The following is a 20,204-nucleotide window of genomic DNA, read 5'->3' on the forward strand; positions in this document are numbered from 1 at the left end:
CGCCGTGACGGTTTGATGACTTGGGGCAGAGGACCCCGCTCATACCACCGTTATTGCTCCCGCCAGGCCGAGGTGAGCCGCACCAGGGCCACCAGGGTGGCGACCGCCTTCTCCATGGATTGCAGCGGGATGAACTCGTGCTTGCCGTGGAAGTTGTGGCCACCCGTGAAGAGGTTGGGGCAGGGCAGACCCATGAAGGAGAGGCGGGCGCCGTCGGTGCCGCCGCGAATGGGCTTGATCCTGGGGACCACGTCGGCGGCCTCCATGGCGGCCCTGGCCAACTCGACGATGTGCATGTGCGGCGCTATCTGGCTGCGCATGTTGCGGTAGTTGTCCTCTATCTCAAGGGTGATGCGCGCCTTGGGGTTGTCCAGCTGCAGGGAGGCGACCCGCTCCTTGAGCTGGGCCTTGCGGGCGGCGAAGCAGTCGTCGTCGAAGTCGCGGATGAGGTAGTGCAGTGTGCTCTCCTCCACCGTGCCCTCCATCCGGGCCAGGTGGAAGAAGCCCTCGTACCCTGCCGTGCACTCCGGGGTCTGTTCGGGGGGCATCTCGGCGTGGAAGCGGGCGGCCAGGGTCTGGCTGTTGATCATGCTGCCCTTGGCGGTGCCGGGGTGCACGTTGTTGCCGATGAAGCGCACTGTGGCGCTGGCGGCGTTGAAGTTTTCATACTCCAGCTCGCCGAGTTCACCGCCATCCACGGTATAGGCCCACTTGGCCGGAAATCTCTCCAGGGGGAACAGATCGGCGCCGCGGCCTATCTCCTCGTCCGGGGTGAAGCCTATCCAGAGATCCCCGCGGGGGATCTCGGGGTGGGCCAGCAGGTACTGGGCGGCGGTGAGGATCTCGGCGATGCCCGCCTTGTCGTCGGCCCCCAGCAGGGTGGTGCCGTCCGTGGTGATGAGATCCTGCCCCAGGTAGTTTTTCAGGCAGCGGTACTGGCGAATGGCCAGCACCTCGTCCCCCTTGCCCAGACAGATGTCGCCTCCCTGATAATTCTCGATGAGCTGGGGCACCACCTGTTCTGCCTCGTAATCGGCGGTGTCCATGTGGGCGATGAGCCCGATGGCGGGCGCCTGTGGCTGGTTGCCCGGCAGGCAGGCGGTGAGGTAGCCGTGCTCATCCAGGGTGACCTGGGTCAGCCCAAGCTGGGTCATCTCCTCGCAGAGGGCGCGGGCGAAGACGATCTGGCCCTCGCTGCTGGGACAGGCAGGATTGGTCGCATCGGAGCGGGTATGAAAAGTCAGGTAACGCAGAAAACGCTCAAGCAGGGTATCCATTGGCAGGCCTCAAACCACAAAAGAGGCACCATTGTGGACAAGACGGCCGGGCTGATTATTGCGTCAGCGCAGTTTTTGATGGATTTGTCGGGCCTGGATCCCGGGGGGACGCTGGGGAAGGGGGCTCAACTCGAGGGCTTTGTGAATAAAAATTCCGAATTTAAAACTCATCATGCATATGCGAAAGGGCTGAATTTCCCCCCGGCCCAGCAGTGGCAAGGGGTCGGGAAAAATGGCCGGTTCCCCTGTTATTTTCAGGGCCTATCCTGAGCGGCCTCATCCCTCGCCATCCCAGAGCCAGCCTTGCTGGCAGCAAGATTTGGCCCATCGATCAAAACCCGTTTTTTAACACGATTTTTTATTGTCAGTGGCGCCGGTAAGTGTGTACACTCCGCGCCGATCCGAGGGTAACCCTGAGCAGGCAGAGGCCGCCAGACACCGACAGGATCAGACGCCTATAGGGCGAGGCACGCAGAAACGACAGACACTGCTGGGGAATGGTTTCTTTAATACCGGTTAGGCTCCGGTATCAGGGAGAACAACAGACTCTCATCACCTACTGACCGAGTGGGCCAACGGCTCATCATCTTCCCTTGTCATGGGCGGTCACTGGCGTTGAGCGGGCTGTGGTGGTTGTCGTTCATCAACACGCGTGCGTGCTGACGTCTACCCTTCTCTTCCTTGAACCTCTCTCCTTCTGTCGGGATGGCTGCCGAATGATGAACGAACGGCGTGGCTGATGCCGGTTGTCATCAAAGTACCGCGGCGCCCCATTACAGTGGCACCGCATACCGTTGAGCTTGATGTAAAGCCACCAGCCCCACATCAAGACTCGTTACTTCCCAAGATCCACCAGGCAGCCTTGGCTTGCCGCGATGTGCAACAGAGGATCTGGCTGCGACAAGGCCCAGGGTCAGGCAACAACGCCTGCCGCCGCCGGCCGTGACGCACCGGGTGCCCGCAGGCAGCCCTTGCGCGCCGCATGTTGCAATCGATGGTCTGGATGTGATTGAGGGTAACGAAGGCGGCCTTCTGGCCGCTCATTTGCGAGGCATAGCCCATGACTAACTGGTCCAGCAAGGACTCCTTGAAGGTCTACAACGTTCCCTACTGGGGTGCGGGTTTTTTCAATATCAATGACGCCGGTCATGTGACCGTCTCCCCCGACAAGTCTCGTCCCGGGGCGCATATCGTGCTGTCCGAGGCCATCGAACAGCTGCGCCAGTCCGGACTGACTACCCCGGTATTGCTGCGTTTCCCCGACATCCTCAAGAGCCGGGTCGATGCGCTGTTCAACGCCTTCGGTCAGGCCATCGAGAAGTCAGGCTATGAAGGGGACTACCTGTGCGTTTACCCGATCAAGGTAAACCAGCAGCGTCGCGTCATCGAGACCATCAGTCAGTCCTACAGCGACAAGCCGCGGCTTGGGCTGGAGGCCGGCTCCAAACCGGAGCTGCTGGCCGTGCTGTCCCATCATCATGAGCAAGGGTCCGTCATCGTCTGCAACGGTTACAAGGACCGCGAATACATCCGTCACGCCCTCTTGGGCAACCTGATGGGCCACAAGGTCTACATAGTGGTGGAGAAACCCTCCGAGCTGGAAATGGTGCTGGACGAGTCAGTTCGCCTCAACATCAAGCCCAACATCGGGGTGCGCGCCAAGCTTGCCTCCACCGGCTCCGGCATGTGGGAATCGAGCGGTGGCTCCATGTCCAAGTTCGGCCTCTCCGCCTCCCAGATCCTGGCGCTGGTGGAGCGTCTGCGCAGCCTCGGCAAGCTGGACTGCCTGCAACTGCTGCACTTCCACCTGGGCTCCCAGATAGCGAACATCCGCGACATCCAGGGCGGCATCCGCGAGTGCGGCCGCTTCTATGCCGAGCTGCGTCGCCTCGGCGTGCCCATCGACGTGGTCGATGTGGGCGGCGGCCTGGGTGTGGACTATGAGGGCACCCGCTCCCAGAGCCACTGCTCTGCGAACTACAGCCTCTCCGAGTACGCCAACAACGTGGTGTGGGGCATCGGCGATGTGTGCCGCGAGTTCGACCTGCCGCACCCGACCATCATCAGCGAGTCCGGCCGTGCCCTGACCGCCCACCACGCCGTGCTGGTCACCAATCTGATTGGTGCCGAAGGGGTGGAAGTGAACGACATCCATGCGCCGGATGAAGACGCCCCGACCATTCTGCAGAACATGTGGAAAGGCTGGCTGGACCTGCGCGGGGAAGATCCCTCCCTGCTGGAGATCTTCCACGACTCTGTGGCGGATCTGGGGGATGTGAACGCCCAGTTCACCATGGGGCTCTTGAACCTCGAGCAGCGCGCCTGGGCCGAGATGCTGCACCAGAACACCTGCCTGGCGCTCAAGGAGCTGCTCAACCCGGTCAACCGCAACCACCGCGCCCTGGCCGACGAGCTCTCCGAGAAGCTGGCAGACAAGTGCTTCGCGAACTTCTCCCTGTTCCAGTCCCTGCCCGATGCCTGGGGCATAGGTCAGGTGTTCCCCGTGATGCCGCTCACCGGTCTCGAGCGTCCGCTCACCCGCCGCGGCATCCTGATGGACATCACCTGTGACTCAGACGGTCAGGTGGAGCACTACGTCGACGGCCTGGGTGTCGAGAGCACGCTGCCGATGCCGGAGTATGGCGAGAACGAAGAGTGCCATGTCGGCTTCTTCCTGGTGGGCGCCTATCAGGAGATCCTGGGGGATCTGCACAACCTGTTCGGTGACACTCACTGCGCGGAAGTGTGGCTGGACGAGGAAGGCAAGATGGACATCCGCAACGTGGTGCGCGGCGACACCGTCGACCAGTTGCTGCGTTACGTCAACATCGACCCCTCCGTGATCCGCGAGAACTACCAGCGGATCGTCTCCCACCCGGCGCTGGACGACGCGACCCGCAAGGCCCTGCTCGACGAGCTGGAGCTGGGTCTGCAAGGCTACGCCTACCTGGAAGACGAATAAGCCAGCGGCTTGTTCCTCCGTCGGTCAAAAGACGGGAATGAAAACGGCGCCTTCGGGCGCCGTTTTTGTTGTCTCTCTGGCAGGAGCACAGTGACCGTTTTATAAGATGATGAGAGTCAGCCCTGATTCGCCAGGGCTGGCCGATGAGCATGCTCTTCTTTGCTTCTGCCCCGTCTGACGGCGTGCTGGAGCAGCACCAGGGCCATCCCCAACATCCCGCCCAGCAGGGTGGCCAGGACAAGGATCAGCGGGCGTTTCGGCTGGTCTCTCGTCAATGGCTGGCCAGGGGTATCCAGATAAGAAAATGGACGAAAGACCAGGGCATCAATGCTGATGCTTTCTAATCTGGCAAGTTGAACCTTCAGCTCCATTATTTCCGGCATATATTCTTCTGGCTTGAGTGACTTGAGAATGGCCAATTTTTTAGCCAGCCCATCTTTTCCGAGCATGATTGGGAAGCGATCACCATAGCTGAAGTTTTCCAATGGTTTATTCACCCCGGCCGCATTGGCGATGCTCATGCTGTATTCAATGTTCTCAATCTCTCTGGCCAGCTCGCGCCTTGCATCTTCAGTTTTTATCTTTATTCTGAGCCGAAGAGCACTGTGCTGGCTATCTCTATTATTTTCCAGTGCATCGCGCAGCTCTCTATTTTGCAATGAAATGATGTAATTAATATATCCCGTCAAAAGTGATGCAGCCTCCTCTTTTTTAAAGAACGAAAAAGAGAGGCGTATGCCCGGTTGTTCCCCTTTCTTGTCTGCAGGCTCGAGCCGCATCCACTCTGACCATGTTCTCAGTAATCGCTGCTGTGCCAAGGGGGCCAGATCATGTTCCACTACGTATTTTCCAAATAGGGAGGTGCCGTGCAGATAGCGGCTGATATTGTCGTAAGATTTGAATTCCAGCAAAAAATCATTGTAGAGGGTGTGATTGCTCTTGGGGCCGGCCAATCCTTGAATGTCGAGAGCGATTCTGAGGCGATCGAGCTCCAGCGTGTCTCGCTGTTTGGGTTTATATATGACAGCGTGCGCCGTCCACTGCTCGGGAGCGACCATGGCATACAATAATCCCATGCTGCCACATATCAATGCGCTAATAAGGATGCAGATCTTTTTCTGCCACAACAATGCGAAAAGTGCATAGAGATCTATTTCATCGTCGGCCCTTGTCATCTGCAAGGAATAACCCGCTCTATGGCGGTTATTGTCGTTCGTCGCCAAATGGCTCATAGATTGTCACCGATATATATCATGTTGCATTTGGCGCTCATTCCCGCCAGTCCGATGACAGGTGCAAGGTAGCAGCACGGACGAAATCCGGGTGGGCTCTGGTTGATTTGCCATCGTTTTTTCGAACATGGGGTATCTTGGTCGGTTATGTGGTTGTCTGCCCTCGAAGCCCCTGGTGGTGGCACTGGCTGAACCCGGCTGCATGTCAGGATGATCAAGGTTGTCATCTGTTGTGGCACAGTCCCGTTGATGGGGGAGGGAAATTGTCCTTGCCAGTCCGCCTGCGCCAGATCATGCAATCTGTTCCAGTCGTACCGTGGAATACGCGGGCAAGAAGGGGGCTGCACTGCCGTACGCGGTACGAAGTGATTAGAGCACCGGCTGTCTGTACGTGAACTGTACTGGGCCACAGGTCCCTCCCCGGATCGGCTGCCATGGGAGAGAGGATAGGAAGCCATGACGCCGTGGGATAGTCATTGGGGTCTGGGTGGCTCTGTACCCGTCAGGCAGGATCAGGCGAGCACACCCTCCAGCGCGAGCCGGGGGGCATCGGGGGCACAGCGGGCAAGCAACTGCTCCCCCGCCATGGGGTGCCCCAGCAGATAGCCCTGCAGGGTGTCGCAGCCGAGCTGGGTCAGCAGGGTGCGCTGCTCCGGGGTCTCTACCCCTTCGGCCACGATGCGCATTCCCAGGGCCTGGCCCAGGGCGATGATGGCGCCGATGATGGTGGCATCGTCCCCTCCCTGCTCCAGGGTGGCGACGAAGCCCTTGTCTATCTTGAGCTCGTTGGCGGGGAAGCGCTTGAGGTAGAGCAGGCTGGAGTAGCCGGTGCCGAAGTCATCGATGGAGATGCCGAGCCCGAGCTCTGCCAGGCGATTGAGGATGGCCAGGCTCTCCTCGGCGTTCTGCATGGCGGTGGATTCGGTGATCTCCAGGGTGAGGTGGCGCGCCTCGAGCCGGTGGCGGGAGAGGGCAGCCTCCACCACCTCCAGCAAGCCGGGGCTGGCCAGCTGTATGGTGGAGAGATTGACCGCCACACTCCAGTCGTGATGACCCGCCTCCCGCCAGCGGCTCATCTGGCGGCACGCCTCGTCGATGACCCAGTTGCCGATGGGGATGATGAGCCGGGTCTTCTCCGCCAGGGGCAGGAAGCTGGCCGGGGAGATGGCACCATGTTCCGGATGCTGCCAGCGCAGCAGCGCCTCGGCGCCGACCACCTGGCCGCTGCGGGCGTCGTACTTGGGTTGATAGTGCAAGGCGAGCTCCCCCCGCTCCAGGGCATGGCGCAGCTCCTTTTGCAGCAGGAACTGCTGGTGGGCGTTGGCATTCATGGCGCTGTCGAAATAGTAGTAATCGTTGCGCCCCCGCTCCTTGGCGTAGTACATGGCGGCATCGGCGTTGAGGATCAGCTCGTGCAGGCTGGTGCCATCCTGGGGATAGACGGCGATGCCGATGCTGGCGGTGATGTGCAGGCTGTGATGCTCCCAGGGGTAGGGCTGGGCCAGGGCTGCCAGCAGCCGTTCGGCGAAGGCGGTGGTCTGGGTGATATCCCCCGGTGCCAGGGCCAGCACGAACTCGTCGCCGCCAAAGCGCGAGGCGGTGTCGCTCCCCCCAAGCAGCCCGGTGATCCGCGCCGCCACCTCGGCCAGCAGCAGGTCTCCCGTGTGGTGACCGTGGGCATCGTTGATGATCTTGAAGCCGTCGAGATCGAGAAACAGCAGGGAGAAGCTGCGCTGGCTGTGCTGACACTCCTGGATGCGCTGCTCCAGCCGGTCGGCAAACAGCAGCCGGTTCGGCAGCCGGGTCAGGCTGTCATGGAGCGCCAGCTTGAGCAGCTCGTCGTGGGCCAGATGCAAGGAGGTCGAGAGGCGCGCGGCGTGGGCATCCAGCAGGGAGAGCACCAGGGCGATGGCGAACACCGCCAGGGTCACTATGATGACCACGGTCGCCAGCCACTGGGTATCGAGGCCGGTATAGAGGGCGCCGCACAGGCTCCCTTCCGGGAACTGGGCCGCCGCCATGCCGGTGTAGTGCATGCCGATGATGGCGGCCCCCATCACCAGGGAGGCGAGGGCCTTGCGAAAGAAGGCGCGCGGCGTGCTGTTGCGCAGGCGAAACGCTATCCAGAGCGCGGCGCCGGAGGCGAGCACGGCGATCAGGATGGAGAGCACGAAGAGGCCGCGGTGGTAATGAATGCCGGGATCTATCTTCATGGCCGCCATGCCGATGTAGTGCATGGTAGCGATGCCGGCCCCCATCAGCAGGGCGCCCCCCGCGACGTGGCGCCAGGGCAGCTCGGGGCGGCTCACCAGCCAGAGCGCGAAGGCCGAGGAGCCGATGGCCGCCACCAGGGAGAGGCCGGTGAGGGTCAGATCGTAACCGAGCGCTATGGGCAGGTTGAAGGCGAGCATGCCGATGAAGTGCATGGACCAGATGCCCAGCCCCATGGCGAAGGCGCCCCCCGCGAGCCAGAGGGCGGCGGCCCGGCCCTGACTCTGGCTCACCCGGCTCGTCATGTTCAGCGCCGTGTAAGAGGCGAGCACCGCCACCAGGATGGAGAAAAACACCAGATCCTGGCTGTAATAACTGTCGAGCATGGGGTGGGTCGCGGTCACTGTCACTCACTCTGGGATGAAAAACGGCCTGAGCCATGGCCGGACTGGAGAGGAAAATCGGGCTGGGGATTGTACACCAGAGGTGCCCCAAACCGACCAGCGATACGTACCAAAATGGGCCCTGGATCAGAGTAAAAGCACTGAATTTATCCCCCGATGGCAAGGCCTTCCCACGCCCAGCCCAAAGGCGGGTTCCAAATTTTCCCGTGTGAAAATCAGGGGTATGGAAAATCTGGGAATAGATAGTTCAGGTCCTGACCTGCCATTGAAATACTGCTCGGGGAGAGTCCTGGAGGCGCTTTGGGTGTGGTGCTTGTTGCCGTAAAGTTGCGTTCACCATGGCCATTGGGATGTGATGTCACAGTGCCACATAGGTATCTGGCTTCGTCTGCGCCTTGGTTGACCCGACACATCTGCTATCATGCGTCTCCCGCTTTCGTTATCTCGTTGAACCTGCAGGAGAAACCATGTCTCGAACCCTCTATTTGCTGCGCCACGGCCAGACCCGCTATAACGCCGAGCTGAGGCTGCAGGGGCGTTGCAACTCCGAACTGACCGCCAGAGGCGAAGCCCAGGCCCTCGCCATGGGTGCCCGCCTGGCAGATCTCCTGGCTGAGCCCGCGAGCTGGACCCTTTATGCCAGCCCCCTCGGTCGTGCCCGTCAGACGGCGGAGCGGGTGTGTCAGCAGCTTGGCTTGGACCAGGAGCGCATCATCTGGGACGAGCGGCTGGTGGAGCTTGGGATGGGGGAGTGGGAGAGTCGCCGGGTGCCCGAGCTGTTGGCGGCCCATCCCGAGCTCGATCTGGAAGAGCCGGATTGGTATCTGCAGGCCCCGAATGGAGAGAGCTTCCAGAGCATTCAGCGCCGGGCCCATGCATGGCTGCAGGATGAAGGCATTGCCAAGCAAGCCATCGTCGTCTCCCACGGTCTGTTCGGTGCCATGCTGCGCGGTGCCTATGCCGATCTGGACTACACCACCACCTGGATGCAAGAGCTGCCGCAGGATGCCTTTTTCAAACTCAGTGGCGGCCGCATAGAGCGGATTGCCTGTTAGCGACACGAAGACGGCCCGCCCTTGGCGGGCCCTGTTGTGATTGGTCGTTTAGCCAACAGCCAATTTGGCCGCTTCTTTCCACATAAAGGGCGGCATCGGGGTAGTGAGACGCCACTTAATGTTCATCGGTTGGCTTCCGCTATGAGAGACGTATTCCACCTCACCAAAATTTACAAAGCCAAGAGTGCGGCCAAATTCATCTTTGCTCTGCTCACGGACGAACAAAAACAAGCGCTTACCTTCTGCTCTGTGGTTTATGTAACTCAGACCCTTACCCCGCTCGGGGCGAGCGCTGTTTTGGCTCTGCCAATGAAACAGCGACTCGTTGATGGCGTAGTCGTGATAACGGGTGGTGGGGGAGAAGTGCTGCTCCGTTTTGTTCAGGGTCACGAACAGCAACTCGATATTTCGCTCTGCGATGACATACACCCCTTCGCGAGCCGTGGGTTGTTGCGCGAAGGTGGTCGCGCCGAAGCCAACCAGCACCTGCTCTCTAGCATAACGGGCATGCAGTTGCAGTGGATTACCGGGAAGGTCGGGCATGGCTCGTTGTTCATGGTGCACCCGGTTGATCAGCATGGGCAATAGATCTGCCAGCTCGGCTCTCAATTCTGGTTGATTGAGTTGTTTCAGGCTGTGCGCCAAGGAGCTAAAGCCTGCTGTGGGGCCGCTCTGTTGCCAGAAGTCGTAATGGCACATCAAGGCCATACGTTCATCGTGCTCGGCCGTTAAGGTAAAGGCGTCTGTCACCAAGGTTTGAAGGAAGTTCAAGTAATGGAGCGCATCGCAGCCCAATAGCCGGGTTCTGATGGCCCGGGTATAGAGGGTCGACAGCTTCTCATCGCTCATTTCAGAAACGCTATGGTTGCGGGCCTGTTTGACCAAGGCGCTCCAATTGCCGCGCCTGTAGATCTCTTCAAGGTTGATATGAGGGTAAAACTGCAAAAAATTCGCCAGCGTCAGCGGTAAATCACTGTCCTGTGAGAAACGGCGGATCAGGCCCATGAGTCGCGAGGTATTGAGAGTCGCCTTCTTGATATTGCTCAGAATTAACTCTTGGGTCTGTTTTGAGAGCTCGATGCGGCAACCCAAAGGCGCGTGAGGGAAGCCCTGTTTGATTTCGTGGCTGATCGCCTTATTGGTTTTACCCACCAGTGCCCGAAATTTCTGGGCAAAGTCATATTCCTCATGGGCATTGCCAACAAAGTCCAAGACGGTGCAGCACTCTTTATCGCTCGCCAGCCGCAGGCCCCGCCCTAATTGTTGCAAGAAGATGGTGAGGCTTTCCGTTGGTCGTAAAAACAGCAAGGTATCGACTTCCGGGATATCGACACCTTCGTTGAAGATATCCACCACGCAGAGAATATTGATAACGCCGGTACGCAGACCTTGTTGTTTGCTATGGCGCTCGTCTCGGTTATCGCTGGTGAGGATGTCAGCCTTGATGCCCTTCAATAAAAATGCCTTGCACATAAAATCGGCATGTTCACGGCTCACACAAAATGCTAGCGCTTTGATCTTGGTAATATCGGTGACGATCTCATAGAGGCTCTGGACTATCTTCTGTACCCGCTGTTGATTGTGGGTATAGATATTGGTGAGCTCACTAATGTCATAACGGCCATTTTTCCAAGAAACTTGGCGCAAGTCAGTATCATCATCGATGCCAAAATATTGGAATGGAGAGAGATGGCGACGATTTATGGCCTCTGGCAAGCGGATCTCTGCTGCGATCACACCACAAAAATCAGCGAGAATGTCACCGCCATCATGGCGCTCTGGCGTTGCGGTTAATCCCAACAGAATGTGAGGTTCAAAGGCGGCGAACAGACCACGATAACTGGCCGCCGCAATATGGTGAACCTCATCGATAACGATGTAATCGAAATAGTCTGGGCTAAGACGCAAATTAGCCAGCTGGTTATTCAAGGATTGCACCGAGGCAAATAGCTGACGGTAGTGAGCTGGCACTGCGCCGCCGACCAAGAGTTCGCCAAAATTGGATTGTTTGAGCACTCCGCGGTAAGAGGCCAATGCTTGGCGCAAGATCTCCTCTTTGTGGGCGACGAACAGGAACTTTGCGTCGGGTTTGGTTTTCAGAAAACGCGCAAAATCAAAGGCAGAGATCAGGGTTTTCCCTGTACCGGTGGCCGCAACCACCAAGTTACGGAAGCGCTGGTGTAAAGTGCGCTCCATCGCCAATTGCTCAAGGATCTCCTGTTGATGGGGAAACGGCGTGATATCAAAGAAATAGGCAACGCTATTTTTGTCACCATCGCCACGGGCCTCTTGCAGCGCATGCTGCAATTTTGTACGGCTTTCGATCTTGCCATCAAACAGCTCAAAATCATCGGATTCCCAATAGGTTTCAAAGGTACTCAGGGATTTCTCGATAATATGAGGGATCTCTTGCGAGGTGATTTTTAGGTTCCATTCCAAGCCGCTGGTGAGGGCGGAATGAGAGAGGTTGGATGAACCTATATAGCCGGTATGAAAGCCGGTATTTCGGCAAAATAGATAACTCTTGGCATGCAACCGCTCGCGCTGAGTGTTATAGCTGAGTTTGACTTCGGTATTGGGGAGGCTGGCTAAAAATTCGACTGCCTTGGCGTCGGTTGCCCCCATATAAGAGGTAGTAATTACTTTTAATTGGCGGCCGCTGCGAGTGAACTCTTCCAGCTCATGACGGAAAATACGGATGCCTGCCCATTTGATAAATGAGACCAGCCAGCAGATGCTATCTGCAGATAATATCTCCCGTTTAATCTCCGACTCCATCGACAAACCCGCATTACTGCCACAGAACAGCTCACTTTGCGTTAGACCGGTCAGAGGGAAAATATCCTCGGCATATTGCTTTAAATTGGCGGAGATGGGGTTATCCAACTGGTAGAGCGCCGTCAGAATTTTTCCCTGACTATCGATGAGGTTCTCGCCAATAAAGTCTGGGTCTTGGGTGCGATCTTTTAGCCAAAGCAATAACTGGTTAGCCAGCTCAATCTGCCGTTGCAGCTGATCTTCTCCAGTTACCGAACCCACCGCATATTCCAAAACCCGGCTCAGAAATCGCGATAACCAGACTGCCGCTTCGGCAGGTTCAAGTTGGCGTTCCCCTACGTAAAAGCGCTCGCGGTCGAGTCGAGATGTCAGCAGTTGAGTAATGAGTTGTTCATAAATACCGCATTGTTGCATCGCACACTGGCCTTGAACGTTGTACATGAGGGTGGCGAGAAGAGTATCATTTTTTCCAACCAAATCAGTAAGCTGTTGTCACCTGTTACTCGTTTGAAAATCGCCCCGGTTTTCGGTAATAGCGCCCGGCAGTGACAACCACAAGGAGGTGGTGATGGATCCGATCTCTTATCTTTTTTCGGCTTATCTCAATCTGGTGCAGCAGCAGGTGACGGATATCTATGGCACCGAGGTCAAGGCGCTGGTGGTGCAGTATGAAGGGGAGCAGATTCCCTTCTCATTTCAGCTCTGGCAGATCAAACAGAACAGCGTCTGCCGTCCCTATGAGCAGGATGTGCGGCGCTTCAGTCAGTGTACGGTCAAGGCAAGGGCGCTGTTTGGCAAGCTGTGCGATGAGTTATCGCGCCAGGATGACAGTAGCTGGCAGCTTCCCAAGTACCGCACCATATACTGCTCGGCCGCCATCGGCTATCGCCCCATGATTGCGGAGATCGCCGATGCCAAGCAGAGCCCGGCGAAGCTCGCGGAGCGGGCCTGCAATCAGGCCATTCTGGCGGCCATGGAGAGCGAGGACGAAGCCCTGCTTGCCCAGCGCGACAAGGCCTGCGCCGCCGTACGATAAGGCGTATTTCCCTGATAAAAGAAATGGTTAGGGATAATGGATGTGCGCCAAGACACAGTCACTGCCAAGGGGACTGGGTATGATGAGGTGGGGATCACCACCACAGGGAGCAAGCATGATCAGCCATATCGACCATCTGGTATTGACGGTGAGCGACATAGAGCGGGCGGTGGGGTTTTACAGCCGCGCCTTCAAGATGGAGCCCATCACCTTCGGGGCGGGGCGCCGGGCCCTGCGCTTTGGCAACCAGAAGATCAATCTGCAGTTGCTGGGGGAGGAGCCGCGTAACCGGGCTCAGGTGGGGTCGGGGGATCTCTGCCTCATCACCCGCTGGCCCCTGGATCAGGTGATGGCCCAGCTTGAGAATCAGGGGGTCGAGATAGTGGAGGGACCGGTGACGAAGAGCGGCGCCTGCGGCCCCATCGAATCGGTCTATTGCCTGGATCCGGATCAGAATCTCATCGAGATCAGCCGCTATCGCTGAGTCCCTCTGACGCATCATGGCCGGTTTTCCTCCCCTTTGGCGAGAGCCCTGCGCAGCAGAGGGCGCAAGCTGAGCACCATGCCGCTGAAGAGCAGCAGATAGCCCAAGGGAAGCAGGGCAAAGGGTTCGTGCAGGAATCCCTGTGCATCCACTGTGGTGCCTGCGAGGTTGAAGGCTACAAAGCAGCCGAGCCCGGCCAGGATCAGGAGGGCGCCTAGGGTCGTTGTCATCTGGTTGTCCTCGTTCGCGCATGAAAGAGGAGTGAGGGTGTCATGGCTGGGTGAAGTGGGCGTGAAGTGGCGCCGACATCACAGGCGATCGCCCTGATGAAAGCCACCTCGACGCATCTAGCACAACAGGGCAGCCATGGGCTGCCCTGTTGCTTTGGGGGACGTTTCGGGGAGTGACGTGACTAGCAGACCCCTTGCGCCAGCATGGCGTCGGCCACCTTGACGAAGCCGGCGATGTTGGCGCCGCTTTCGTAGTTCACATGGCCGTCATCCTGGCCCTGATCCACCTGGCCATAGCGCACACAGGTGGCGTGGATGCTGGTCATGATCCCCTTGAGGCGGGCGTCCACCTCCTCCCGGGTCCAGGAGAGACGCTGGGCATTCTGGCTCATCTCTAGGCCCGAGGTGGCGACCCCACCGGCGTTGGCGGCCTTGCCCGGGGCGAACAGCACCCTTGATTCGTGGAAGAGGCGGATGGCGGCGGCGCTGGAGGGCATGTTGGCCCCCTCGGCCACCAGCTGCACGCCGTTCGCGATCAGGGCGGCGGCATCCGATGCATCCAGCTCGTTCTGGGTGGCGCAGGGGAGGGCGACGTCGGTCGCCAGATGCCAGGGGGTACGACCGGTGAAGAACTCCAGCCCCAGCTCATGGGCGTAATCCGCCACCCGCTTGCGCTGCTCGTTCTTGAGCTCCATCAGGCGGGCCAGCTTCTCTGGGGTGAAGCCGTCCGGATCATAGACGGTGCCGCCGGAGTCGGAGGCGGTGATGACCCGGGCGCCCAGCGCCATCGCCTTCTCGATGGCGTACTGGGCCACGTTGCCCGAGCCCGACACCGAGACCCGCATGCCATCGAGGGACTGGCCACGGTGGGCCAACATGGCATGGACGAAGTAGAGCAGGCCGTAGCCGGTGGCTTCCGGGCGGATCAGGCTGCCACCAAAGGAGAGCCCCTTGCCGGTGAAGACGCACTCGGCGCTGTTGGTGAGCTTCTTCATCATGCCCGCCATGTAGCTCACCTCGCGCCCGCCCACCCCGATGTCGCCGGCCGGCACATCGGTATTGGCCCCGAGGTGGCGATAGAGCTCCAGCATCAGCGCCTGGCAGAAGCGCATCACCTCCCCTTCGCTCTTGCCCTTGGGATCGAAATCGCTGCCCCCCTTGCCGCCGCCCATGGGCAGGGTGGTGAGGGCGTTCTTGAAGGTCTGCTCGAAGGCGAGGAATTTCAGCACCGAGAGATCCACCGAGGGGTGGAAGCGCATGCCCCCCTTGAAGGGACCGATGGCGCTGTTGTGCTGGATGCGGTAGCCACGGTTCACCTGCACCTGGCCCTGGTCATCCACCCAGCTCACCCGAAACTGCACGAGGCGCTCGGGCTCCACCAGCCGCTCCAGCAGGCCGTGTTGCAGGTAGCGGGGGTGACGCGCCACATAGGGCCAGATGGAGGCGACAACCTCGCTCACCGCCTGGATGAACTCGGGTTGATGGGGGTTGCGGCTGGCCACCTGGGCCAGGAATGCCTCCTGAGAGAGGGAATGACTCATCTGTAACTCCTGTAATAAAGGGAAATTGGCCTCTTGCCAGAGAAGGGTCGGCGCCGCACCCCGCTTTATATTCGACGTTGAAAGTGAATACGGATAAAAATTTGTTTCGTGGCGGTAATTGCCGACAATGATGGCAATGACGCCGCTGCATGGTCGACATCAGGGTGATAATTCGCGCTGACGAAAATCTTTTTATGCATTTTTGGTAAATAAATAGCAAGCTTTAGTTCGTCCCTCTCGATGGGTATCCTTCGAGGCTCTCTGCGGTCGCAGGCTTGTCGCTCCTGGTGGGGCCGGGGCAGGGGAGAGGAGGGCCAGAGCAGGGGCAAGGGGAGCCTTATCTGCGAGGCCGCATCCGCCGGGCGGCGGCCCTCTTCGGGGCGGATGGCAGGATCCGGTGCACGGGGCGGGGCAAGGGATGGCGCAATATGCTACTGTAGCGGCGTTTTTTTGAAGAAAGGGCGGGCTTGCCCTTTTGAAGAGACTGATTGCAGGCGCTTTTTGTAGATTCTTTTTGTAGATCTTTCTTGTTGATTCTATTTGTAGATTCTTTTTTGTTGATGGAACTGTATGCAGACCAACCCGACCATGACCTGGCTGACTGAGCCGACACTTCTTTTGAACTCCACTATCTGGCAGGTGACCCATGCTGGCCGATGAATCCATGCGCCTGAACAAATACATCAGCGAGAGCGGCATCTGCTCCCGTCGCGAGGCTGATCGCTTCATCGAGCAGGGCCATGTCTATATCAACGGCAAGCGGGCCGGGATCGGCGATCAGGTGTTTGCCGGGGATCTGGTCAAGGTCAACGGTCAGGTGATAGAGGCGCGGGAGGCGGACAGCCTGGTCTTCATCGTGCTGAACAAGCCGGTGGGCATCGTCTCCACCACGGAGGCGGGGGAGAAGGACAACATAGTCGACTTCGTCAACCACAGCACCCGCATCTTCCCCATAGGGCGCCTCGACAAGGACTCCCAGGGGCTCATCTTCCTCACCAACCACGGGGATCTGGTGAACAAGATACTGCGGGCGGGCAACGATCACGAGAAAGAGTACCTGGTGACCGTCGACAAGCCGGTGACCGACGAGTTTATCCGGGGCATGGGGGCCGGGGTGCCCATCCTCGGCGCCGTCACCAAGAAGTGCAAGGTGAAGAAAGAGGCGCCCTTCGTGTTTCGCATCACCCTGGTGCAGGGGCTCAATCGCCAGATCCGCCGCATGTGCGAGCACTTCGGCTTCGAGGTGACCAAGCTCGAGCGCATCCGCATCATGAACGTCAGCCTCAAGGGGCTGCCGGTGGGGGAGTGGCGCGATCTCACCGACGACGAGCTGATCGAGCTGTTCAAGCTCATTGAAGACTCCTCCTCCGAGGTGAAACCGGCCAAGGGGGAGAAATCCAAGACCCCGGCGGCGCAAACCGCCAAACCGACCCAGGGCAAGAAGCCGCGCCGGGACGACGACCACGAGATTGGCGGACGCCCCAATGTGCCGGGCCCGGAGGCCTTCGAGAAGAAGAGCCCCGCAGGCAAGGGCGGCGTGGGCAAGGGAGCCGTTGCTAAAGGCGGCGCTGGCAAGGGGGCCCCTGCCAAGGGGGGCAAGCCTGCCACTGCGGGCAAGCCGCGCACCAACCAGGGTGGACGGCAGAAGAAGGGGCGCTAAGGCGCCCCGTCACTCGCTTTTCAACCTGCTCGATACACCGGCCCTAGGCCGGTGTATTGCTTTGTGCCGTCCGGGGCCCTTGGGTGAGGGGCGGGACGGACTGCCCCATCACCTTGATCCCCATCGCCCGGGCGTAGTGACGCGGATCCAGGCGCAGCACCAGCAGGCTCATCAGCGCCAACCCCCCCAGCTGCCACTGCCAGGCGCTGGCGAAGTCGCCGCTCAGGTGATGCAGGCGGGCCGCCACCCAGGGGCCGGTGGCCGCCAGGATGAAGCCGACCCCCTGCATCAGGGCGCTGAGGCTACCGGCGCGCCTGGGGTCTGGCAGGTGATCCAGCGCAATCACCATGATGAGGGAGAAGCTGCCGCCAAGGCCGGCGCCGCACAGCAGGCACCAGAGGATGGGGGCGATTTGCGGGGCGAGCCAGAGGCCGCCAAAGCCCGCCACCTGCATCACAATGGCCAGCCCCATCCAGGGGCGCCTGTCCTCCTTGCGCGCCGCCAGCAGCGGCAGAGCCAGGCCACTCATGGTCTGGGCCAGGGCCAGCCAGGCCACCAGCTCGCCCCCCTGCTGGGGGCTCAACCCCAGCGCCAGGTAGGCGGGGGCCAGCCAGGCCACGACGATGCCGTAGCCGCTGTTGATGATGCCAAAGCAGGCGATCAGCAGCCAGGCACGGGGCAGCGCGATCAGCCGCTGCTCCCCTGATAGGGGGGCGTGCGGCGCGGCGGTGGGCAGGCGCACCCGCCAGCCGAGCCAGACCAGGGCCAGCAGCACCGGCAGGCTCCACAGGGCCAGTGCCCGGGACCAGTCGAGGTGCAGGGCGAGGCGCGGGGTGAGCACGGCCCCGAGCGCCCCGCCCCCCATCATGCAGGCCGAGAAGATCCCCATCACCAGGGGTACCTTGCCCGCGAACGTCCCCTTGATGAGGCCGGGCAGTGTCCCCTGCACCAGGGCCGACCCCAGCCCGCACAGGGCGGCGCTGAGGATAAGCAGGGTACCGCTCGCGAGATCGAGGCGCAGGGCGCTGCCCAGCATCAGCAGCAACAAGGCCGCACCGAGCAGGGGGCGTGGCCCGGCCTTGTCGAGCAGGGCCGGGGTGAGCAGGACGCCGACCCCGATCAGCAGCAGCGGCAGCAGGGTGACCCAGGCCAGCCTCTCCATGCCGAGGCCCAGCTGGGCGTCTATCTGCCCCGCCAGGGGGCCGATGGCGGTGAGGAAGGGGCGCAGGTTGATGCCAATGAGCACCACCAGCACCAGCAGGGCGCCGCTGCCGGAGGGGAGCGGGCGCTTAACCATGGGACTGGGGGCCGTAGAGGGCGGCGGCCGGGATGGGGCTCGGCAACTTGATGAGGGGCAGGGGCGGTGGGCTAAGGGGCAGTCGCAGCCTGTGGTAACTGGCGCTGCTGTCAAAGCCGAAGGGGGCAGCGTCTTCATTGTCGAAGGCGTAGTAGACGGCGCTGATGCCGTTCATCACCAGGGCGCACAGGCACATGGGACAGGGGTGGCCGCTGGCGTAGACCACGGCGCCCGCAAGGGGGCCCTGGCGGCTCCCCTCCCGCAGCGCCTCCAGCTCGGCGTGGCGGGTGGGATCCCCCGCCTCCAGCATGCGGTTGACGGCGCTCGCCACCAGCTGGTTGTCTCGCACCAGGAGGGCGGCGAAGGGGCGGCCCCCCTGCTGGCGGTGGGTCAGGGCCAGCTGCAGGGTCTGCTCCAGCCACCCCTGATGGCTGGGGGCGGTGACGGCACTGAGGGCGTTCACTGGGCGGGCACCGGAGTGGGGAGGCTGTGACATGGGTTCATCCTGGGAGAAGAGGGGGTGACGGCAGCCTAACGGGCCCGCAAGTCATTTGGAAATTAAATGATAAAATGACTTTCAGTGATTTTATAAATGGAGAATCCCCCCATGGAGCGACCCTTGCTGGATCCCCACCTGCTGCAGAGCTTTGTCGCCATCGTCGAGACCGGCAGTTTCACCCGTGCCGGCGAGCGGATGCACCTGACCCAGTCCACCATCAGCCAGCAGATGCGCCGCCTCGAGCAGCAGCTCGGTTGTCCGCTGCTCGACCGATCCGGCCGCCAGGTGGTGACCACGGCCCAGGGGGAGACACTGCTGGGGCTGGCGCGCCGCATCCTGGGGCTGCTGGCCCGGGCGGGGGAGCGGGTGGGGGAGGCCAGCCAGCCCCTGCGCCTCGGGGTGCCTGAGGATTTCGCCGCCGGCGCCATGATCCCTGTGCTGGCGGCCTTCGCCCGGCAATATCCCGAGGTGAGGCTGGAGGTGCAAAGCGGGCTGAGTCACGAGATCTGGCAGGCGTTCGAAGGGGGAGAGCTGGATCTGGCGCTGATCAAGCAGGGGCGCGGGCAGGGAGAGCCCATCGCCCGCTGGCGCGAGCCGCTCGCCTGGGTCGACAGCCGGGAGTGGCCAGCCGCCGGGCGGGATCCTGTACCCCTGGTGGTGTTTCCGAGCGAAGGCCTCTATCGGCGCCAGATGACCGACGCCCTGGATGCCAGGGGCATTGCCTGGCGCATCGCCTACGTGAGTGCCAGCCTCGCCAGCCTGCAGGGGGCGGTGAGCGCGGGCATAGGGGTGAGCCTGCTGCCCGCCCGCTTGCTGCAGCCGGAGCAGGTGGAGCTGACACACTGGCCCGCGGTGCGTCCGGTGGAGCTGGCCCTGCACCTGGGGGCGGGGGGCTCTGAGCCCCTCAGTCGGCTGTGCGAGGCCCTGATCGCGCTCTGCGACGAGGTGATGGGGGAGGAGGCAATCGTAGCGCGCTGAGGGGGACAACACGGCTGAACGGTGCCGTGGTGAGACGTGCCCTGTGAAGCCAGCCCTCGTCTTGGCCCCTCAGACGAGGGCTTGTCTGGGCACCACGGCGAGCCAGAGTTCCACCTCGCCACTGCCGCTATCCGGGTCGAAGGCGTCGCCGTAGCGCTCGAAGTCCGGCTTGTGGGCAGAGTCGTAATCGGATTGCGCGAGCCACGCCAGCGCCTGCTGCCAGGTGTGCGGCAGGGCATCCACATGGCCCAGATGGCGGAAGACCGCATAGGTCTGGGGGCTGATGCGCATCCGGCCCAGGGTCGGAGGCAGCACTTCCAGGGCGCTCACTTCAACTGCGCACATATATTCGCAGCCGCTCTCGTCGGCGCCGCAGATGACGCCGTAGGCGTGCTCCCCCAGCTGACCCGGCAGGGGGCCGAGGGCGCTGAAGTCACGCCATTGGCCACCGAAGTCGCCGTGCTGGAAGCTGTGATGGCGACGCAGGCCGCCAAGCAGCATGGCCTTGCCGGTTTCGAAGCGAACGGGGTCTGACATGGTGCCTCCCGGGTTGTAGGAGA

16 protein-coding genes are annotated in these 20,204 nt (G+C 60.9%); 7 read left to right on the plus strand and 9 right to left on the minus strand.

The genetic code is table 11. The features are described from left to right. Positions 1-50: 50 nt before the first annotated feature. Entirely contained in the window at positions 51-1,277 is a 1,227-nt protein-coding gene (pepT, locus tag AC3WR3_RS00445) for a peptidase T (RefSeq protein ID WP_139439309.1), read from the minus strand. Between the two features lie 33 nt (positions 1,278-1,310). Here pepT and AC3WR3_RS00450 point away from each other — a divergent pair, with 33 nt between their 5' ends. Both AC3WR3_RS00450 and speA read left to right on the plus strand, forming a co-directional pair. After that, complete coding sequence (locus AC3WR3_RS00450) at positions 1,311-1,547, plus strand: hypothetical protein (protein WP_492290852.1); 237 nt, start codon at positions 1,311-1,313, stop codon at positions 1,545-1,547. 790 nt (positions 1,548-2,337) lie between these two features. Further along, entirely contained in the window at positions 2,338-4,239 is a 1,902-nt protein-coding gene (speA, locus tag AC3WR3_RS00455) for a biosynthetic arginine decarboxylase (RefSeq protein ID WP_139439311.1), read from the plus strand. Positions 4,240-4,355: 116 nt separating this feature from the next. Here the strand turns inward: speA and AC3WR3_RS00460 are convergent, their stop codons facing one another. Both AC3WR3_RS00460 and AC3WR3_RS00465 read right to left on the minus strand, forming a co-directional pair. Beyond that, positions 4,356-5,471, minus strand: coding sequence for an LPS O-antigen chain length determinant protein WzzB (locus AC3WR3_RS00460; protein ID WP_492290853.1), 1,116 nt, complete (start codon positions 5,469-5,471; stop codon positions 4,356-4,358). A gap of 512 nt (positions 5,472-5,983) precedes the next feature. Then, the gene (locus AC3WR3_RS00465) at positions 5,984-8,086 is read right to left on the minus strand and encodes a putative bifunctional diguanylate cyclase/phosphodiesterase (RefSeq protein ID WP_492290854.1); all 2,103 of its coding nucleotides are present in this window, start codon (positions 8,084-8,086) and stop codon (positions 5,984-5,986) included. Positions 8,087-8,553: 467 nt separating this feature from the next. On the opposite strand from AC3WR3_RS00465, the gene AC3WR3_RS00470 reads away from it, so the two are divergent. Further along, positions 8,554-9,141, plus strand: coding sequence for a histidine phosphatase family protein (locus AC3WR3_RS00470; RefSeq protein ID WP_492290855.1), 588 nt, complete (start codon positions 8,554-8,556; stop codon positions 9,139-9,141). 48 nt (positions 9,142-9,189) lie between these two features. On the opposite strand, the gene AC3WR3_RS00475 is transcribed toward AC3WR3_RS00470, so the two are convergent. Then, positions 9,190-12,333 (minus strand): DEAD/DEAH box helicase, encoded by a 3,144-nt coding sequence (locus AC3WR3_RS00475; protein ID WP_492291152.1) that lies wholly within the window; start codon positions 12,331-12,333, stop codon positions 9,190-9,192. A 154-nt stretch (positions 12,334-12,487) separates the two neighbouring features. Between AC3WR3_RS00475 and AC3WR3_RS00480 the strand changes: the two genes are divergently transcribed. Together AC3WR3_RS00480 and AC3WR3_RS00485 are read left to right on the plus strand one after the other, a co-directional pair. Next, a complete protein-coding gene (locus AC3WR3_RS00480; protein ID WP_492290856.1) occupies positions 12,488-12,955 on the plus strand; it encodes a hypothetical protein in 468 nt (155 codons plus the stop codon). A gap of 115 nt (positions 12,956-13,070) precedes the next feature. Continuing rightward, a complete protein-coding gene (locus AC3WR3_RS00485; protein ID WP_371157428.1) occupies positions 13,071-13,439 on the plus strand; it encodes a VOC family protein in 369 nt (122 codons plus the stop codon). Positions 13,440-13,453: 14 nt separating this feature from the next. Here the strand turns inward: AC3WR3_RS00485 and AC3WR3_RS00490 are convergent, their stop codons facing one another. Together AC3WR3_RS00490 and gdhA are read right to left on the minus strand one after the other, a co-directional pair. Next, the gene (locus tag AC3WR3_RS00490) at positions 13,454-13,669 is read right to left on the minus strand and encodes a DUF3955 domain-containing protein (protein ID WP_492290857.1); all 216 of its coding nucleotides are present in this window, start codon (positions 13,667-13,669) and stop codon (positions 13,454-13,456) included. Between the two features lie 182 nt (positions 13,670-13,851). Continuing rightward, positions 13,852-15,210, minus strand: coding sequence for an NADP-specific glutamate dehydrogenase (gene gdhA, locus AC3WR3_RS00495; protein ID WP_492290858.1), 1,359 nt, complete (start codon positions 15,208-15,210; stop codon positions 13,852-13,854). 646 nt (positions 15,211-15,856) lie between these two features. Between gdhA and rluF the strand changes: the two genes are divergently transcribed. After that, positions 15,857-16,870 (plus strand): 23S rRNA pseudouridine(2604) synthase RluF, encoded by a 1,014-nt coding sequence (rluF, locus tag AC3WR3_RS00500; RefSeq protein ID WP_492290859.1) that lies wholly within the window; start codon positions 15,857-15,859, stop codon positions 16,868-16,870. Positions 16,871-16,913: 43 nt separating this feature from the next. On the opposite strand, the gene AC3WR3_RS00505 is transcribed toward rluF, so the two are convergent. Next, complete coding sequence (locus tag AC3WR3_RS00505; RefSeq protein WP_492290860.1) at positions 16,914-18,167, minus strand: MFS transporter; 1,254 nt, start codon at positions 18,165-18,167, stop codon at positions 16,914-16,916. Then, positions 18,160-18,663: a nucleoside deaminase gene (locus AC3WR3_RS00510; RefSeq protein WP_492290861.1), complete on the minus strand. Its 504-nt coding sequence runs from the start codon at positions 18,661-18,663 to the stop codon at positions 18,160-18,162. Before AC3WR3_RS00510 ends, AC3WR3_RS00505 begins: the two co-directional genes overlap by 8 nt. Before the next feature lie 123 nt (positions 18,664-18,786). On the opposite strand from AC3WR3_RS00510, the gene AC3WR3_RS00515 reads away from it, so the two are divergent. After that, a complete protein-coding gene (locus AC3WR3_RS00515; protein WP_492291153.1) occupies positions 18,787-19,644 on the plus strand; it encodes a LysR family transcriptional regulator in 858 nt (285 codons plus the stop codon). Between the two features lie 69 nt (positions 19,645-19,713). On the opposite strand, the gene AC3WR3_RS00520 is transcribed toward AC3WR3_RS00515, so the two are convergent. Then, a complete protein-coding gene (locus tag AC3WR3_RS00520; RefSeq protein ID WP_492290862.1) occupies positions 19,714-20,181 on the minus strand; it encodes a GyrI-like domain-containing protein in 468 nt (155 codons plus the stop codon). Positions 20,182-20,204: the final 23 nt, after the last annotated feature.

The sequence above is a fragment of the Aeromonas sp. EU05-FHT14A05 genome, from assembly GCF_058791175.1.

Bases quoted from the DNA above. Each gene is read 5' to 3' on its own strand.
- AC3WR3_RS00490 (WP_492290857.1), bottom strand. From the start codon at position 13,669: ATGACAACGACCCTAGGCGCCCTCCTGATCCTGGCCGGGCTCGGCTGC.
- speA (WP_139439311.1), top strand. From the start codon at position 2,338: ATGACTAACTGGTCCAGCAAGGACTCCTTGAAGGTCTACAACGTTCCC.
- AC3WR3_RS00485 (WP_371157428.1), top strand. From the start codon at position 13,071: ATGATCAGCCATATCGACCATCTGGTATTGACGGTGAGCGACATAGAG.
- AC3WR3_RS00505 (WP_492290860.1), bottom strand. From the start codon at position 18,167: ATGGTTAAGCGCCCGCTCCCCTCCGGCAGCGGCGCCCTGCTGGTGCTG.
- rluF (WP_492290859.1), top strand. From the start codon at position 15,857: ATGCTGGCCGATGAATCCATGCGCCTGAACAAATACATCAGCGAGAGC.
- gdhA (WP_492290858.1), bottom strand. From the start codon at position 15,210: ATGAGTCATTCCCTCTCTCAGGAGGCATTCCTGGCCCAGGTGGCCAGC.
- AC3WR3_RS00520 (WP_492290862.1), bottom strand. From the start codon at position 20,181: ATGTCAGACCCCGTTCGCTTCGAAACCGGCAAGGCCATGCTGCTTGGC.
- AC3WR3_RS00460 (WP_492290853.1), bottom strand. From the start codon at position 5,471: ATGAGCCATTTGGCGACGAACGACAATAACCGCCATAGAGCGGGTTAT.
- AC3WR3_RS00480 (WP_492290856.1), top strand. From the start codon at position 12,488: ATGGATCCGATCTCTTATCTTTTTTCGGCTTATCTCAATCTGGTGCAG.
- pepT (WP_139439309.1), bottom strand. From the start codon at position 1,277: ATGGATACCCTGCTTGAGCGTTTTCTGCGTTACCTGACTTTTCATACC.
- AC3WR3_RS00475 (WP_492291152.1), bottom strand. From the start codon at position 12,333: ATGCAACAATGCGGTATTTATGAACAACTCATTACTCAACTGCTGACA.
- AC3WR3_RS00470 (WP_492290855.1), top strand. From the start codon at position 8,554: ATGTCTCGAACCCTCTATTTGCTGCGCCACGGCCAGACCCGCTATAAC.
- AC3WR3_RS00510 (WP_492290861.1), bottom strand. From the start codon at position 18,663: ATGTCACAGCCTCCCCACTCCGGTGCCCGCCCAGTGAACGCCCTCAGT.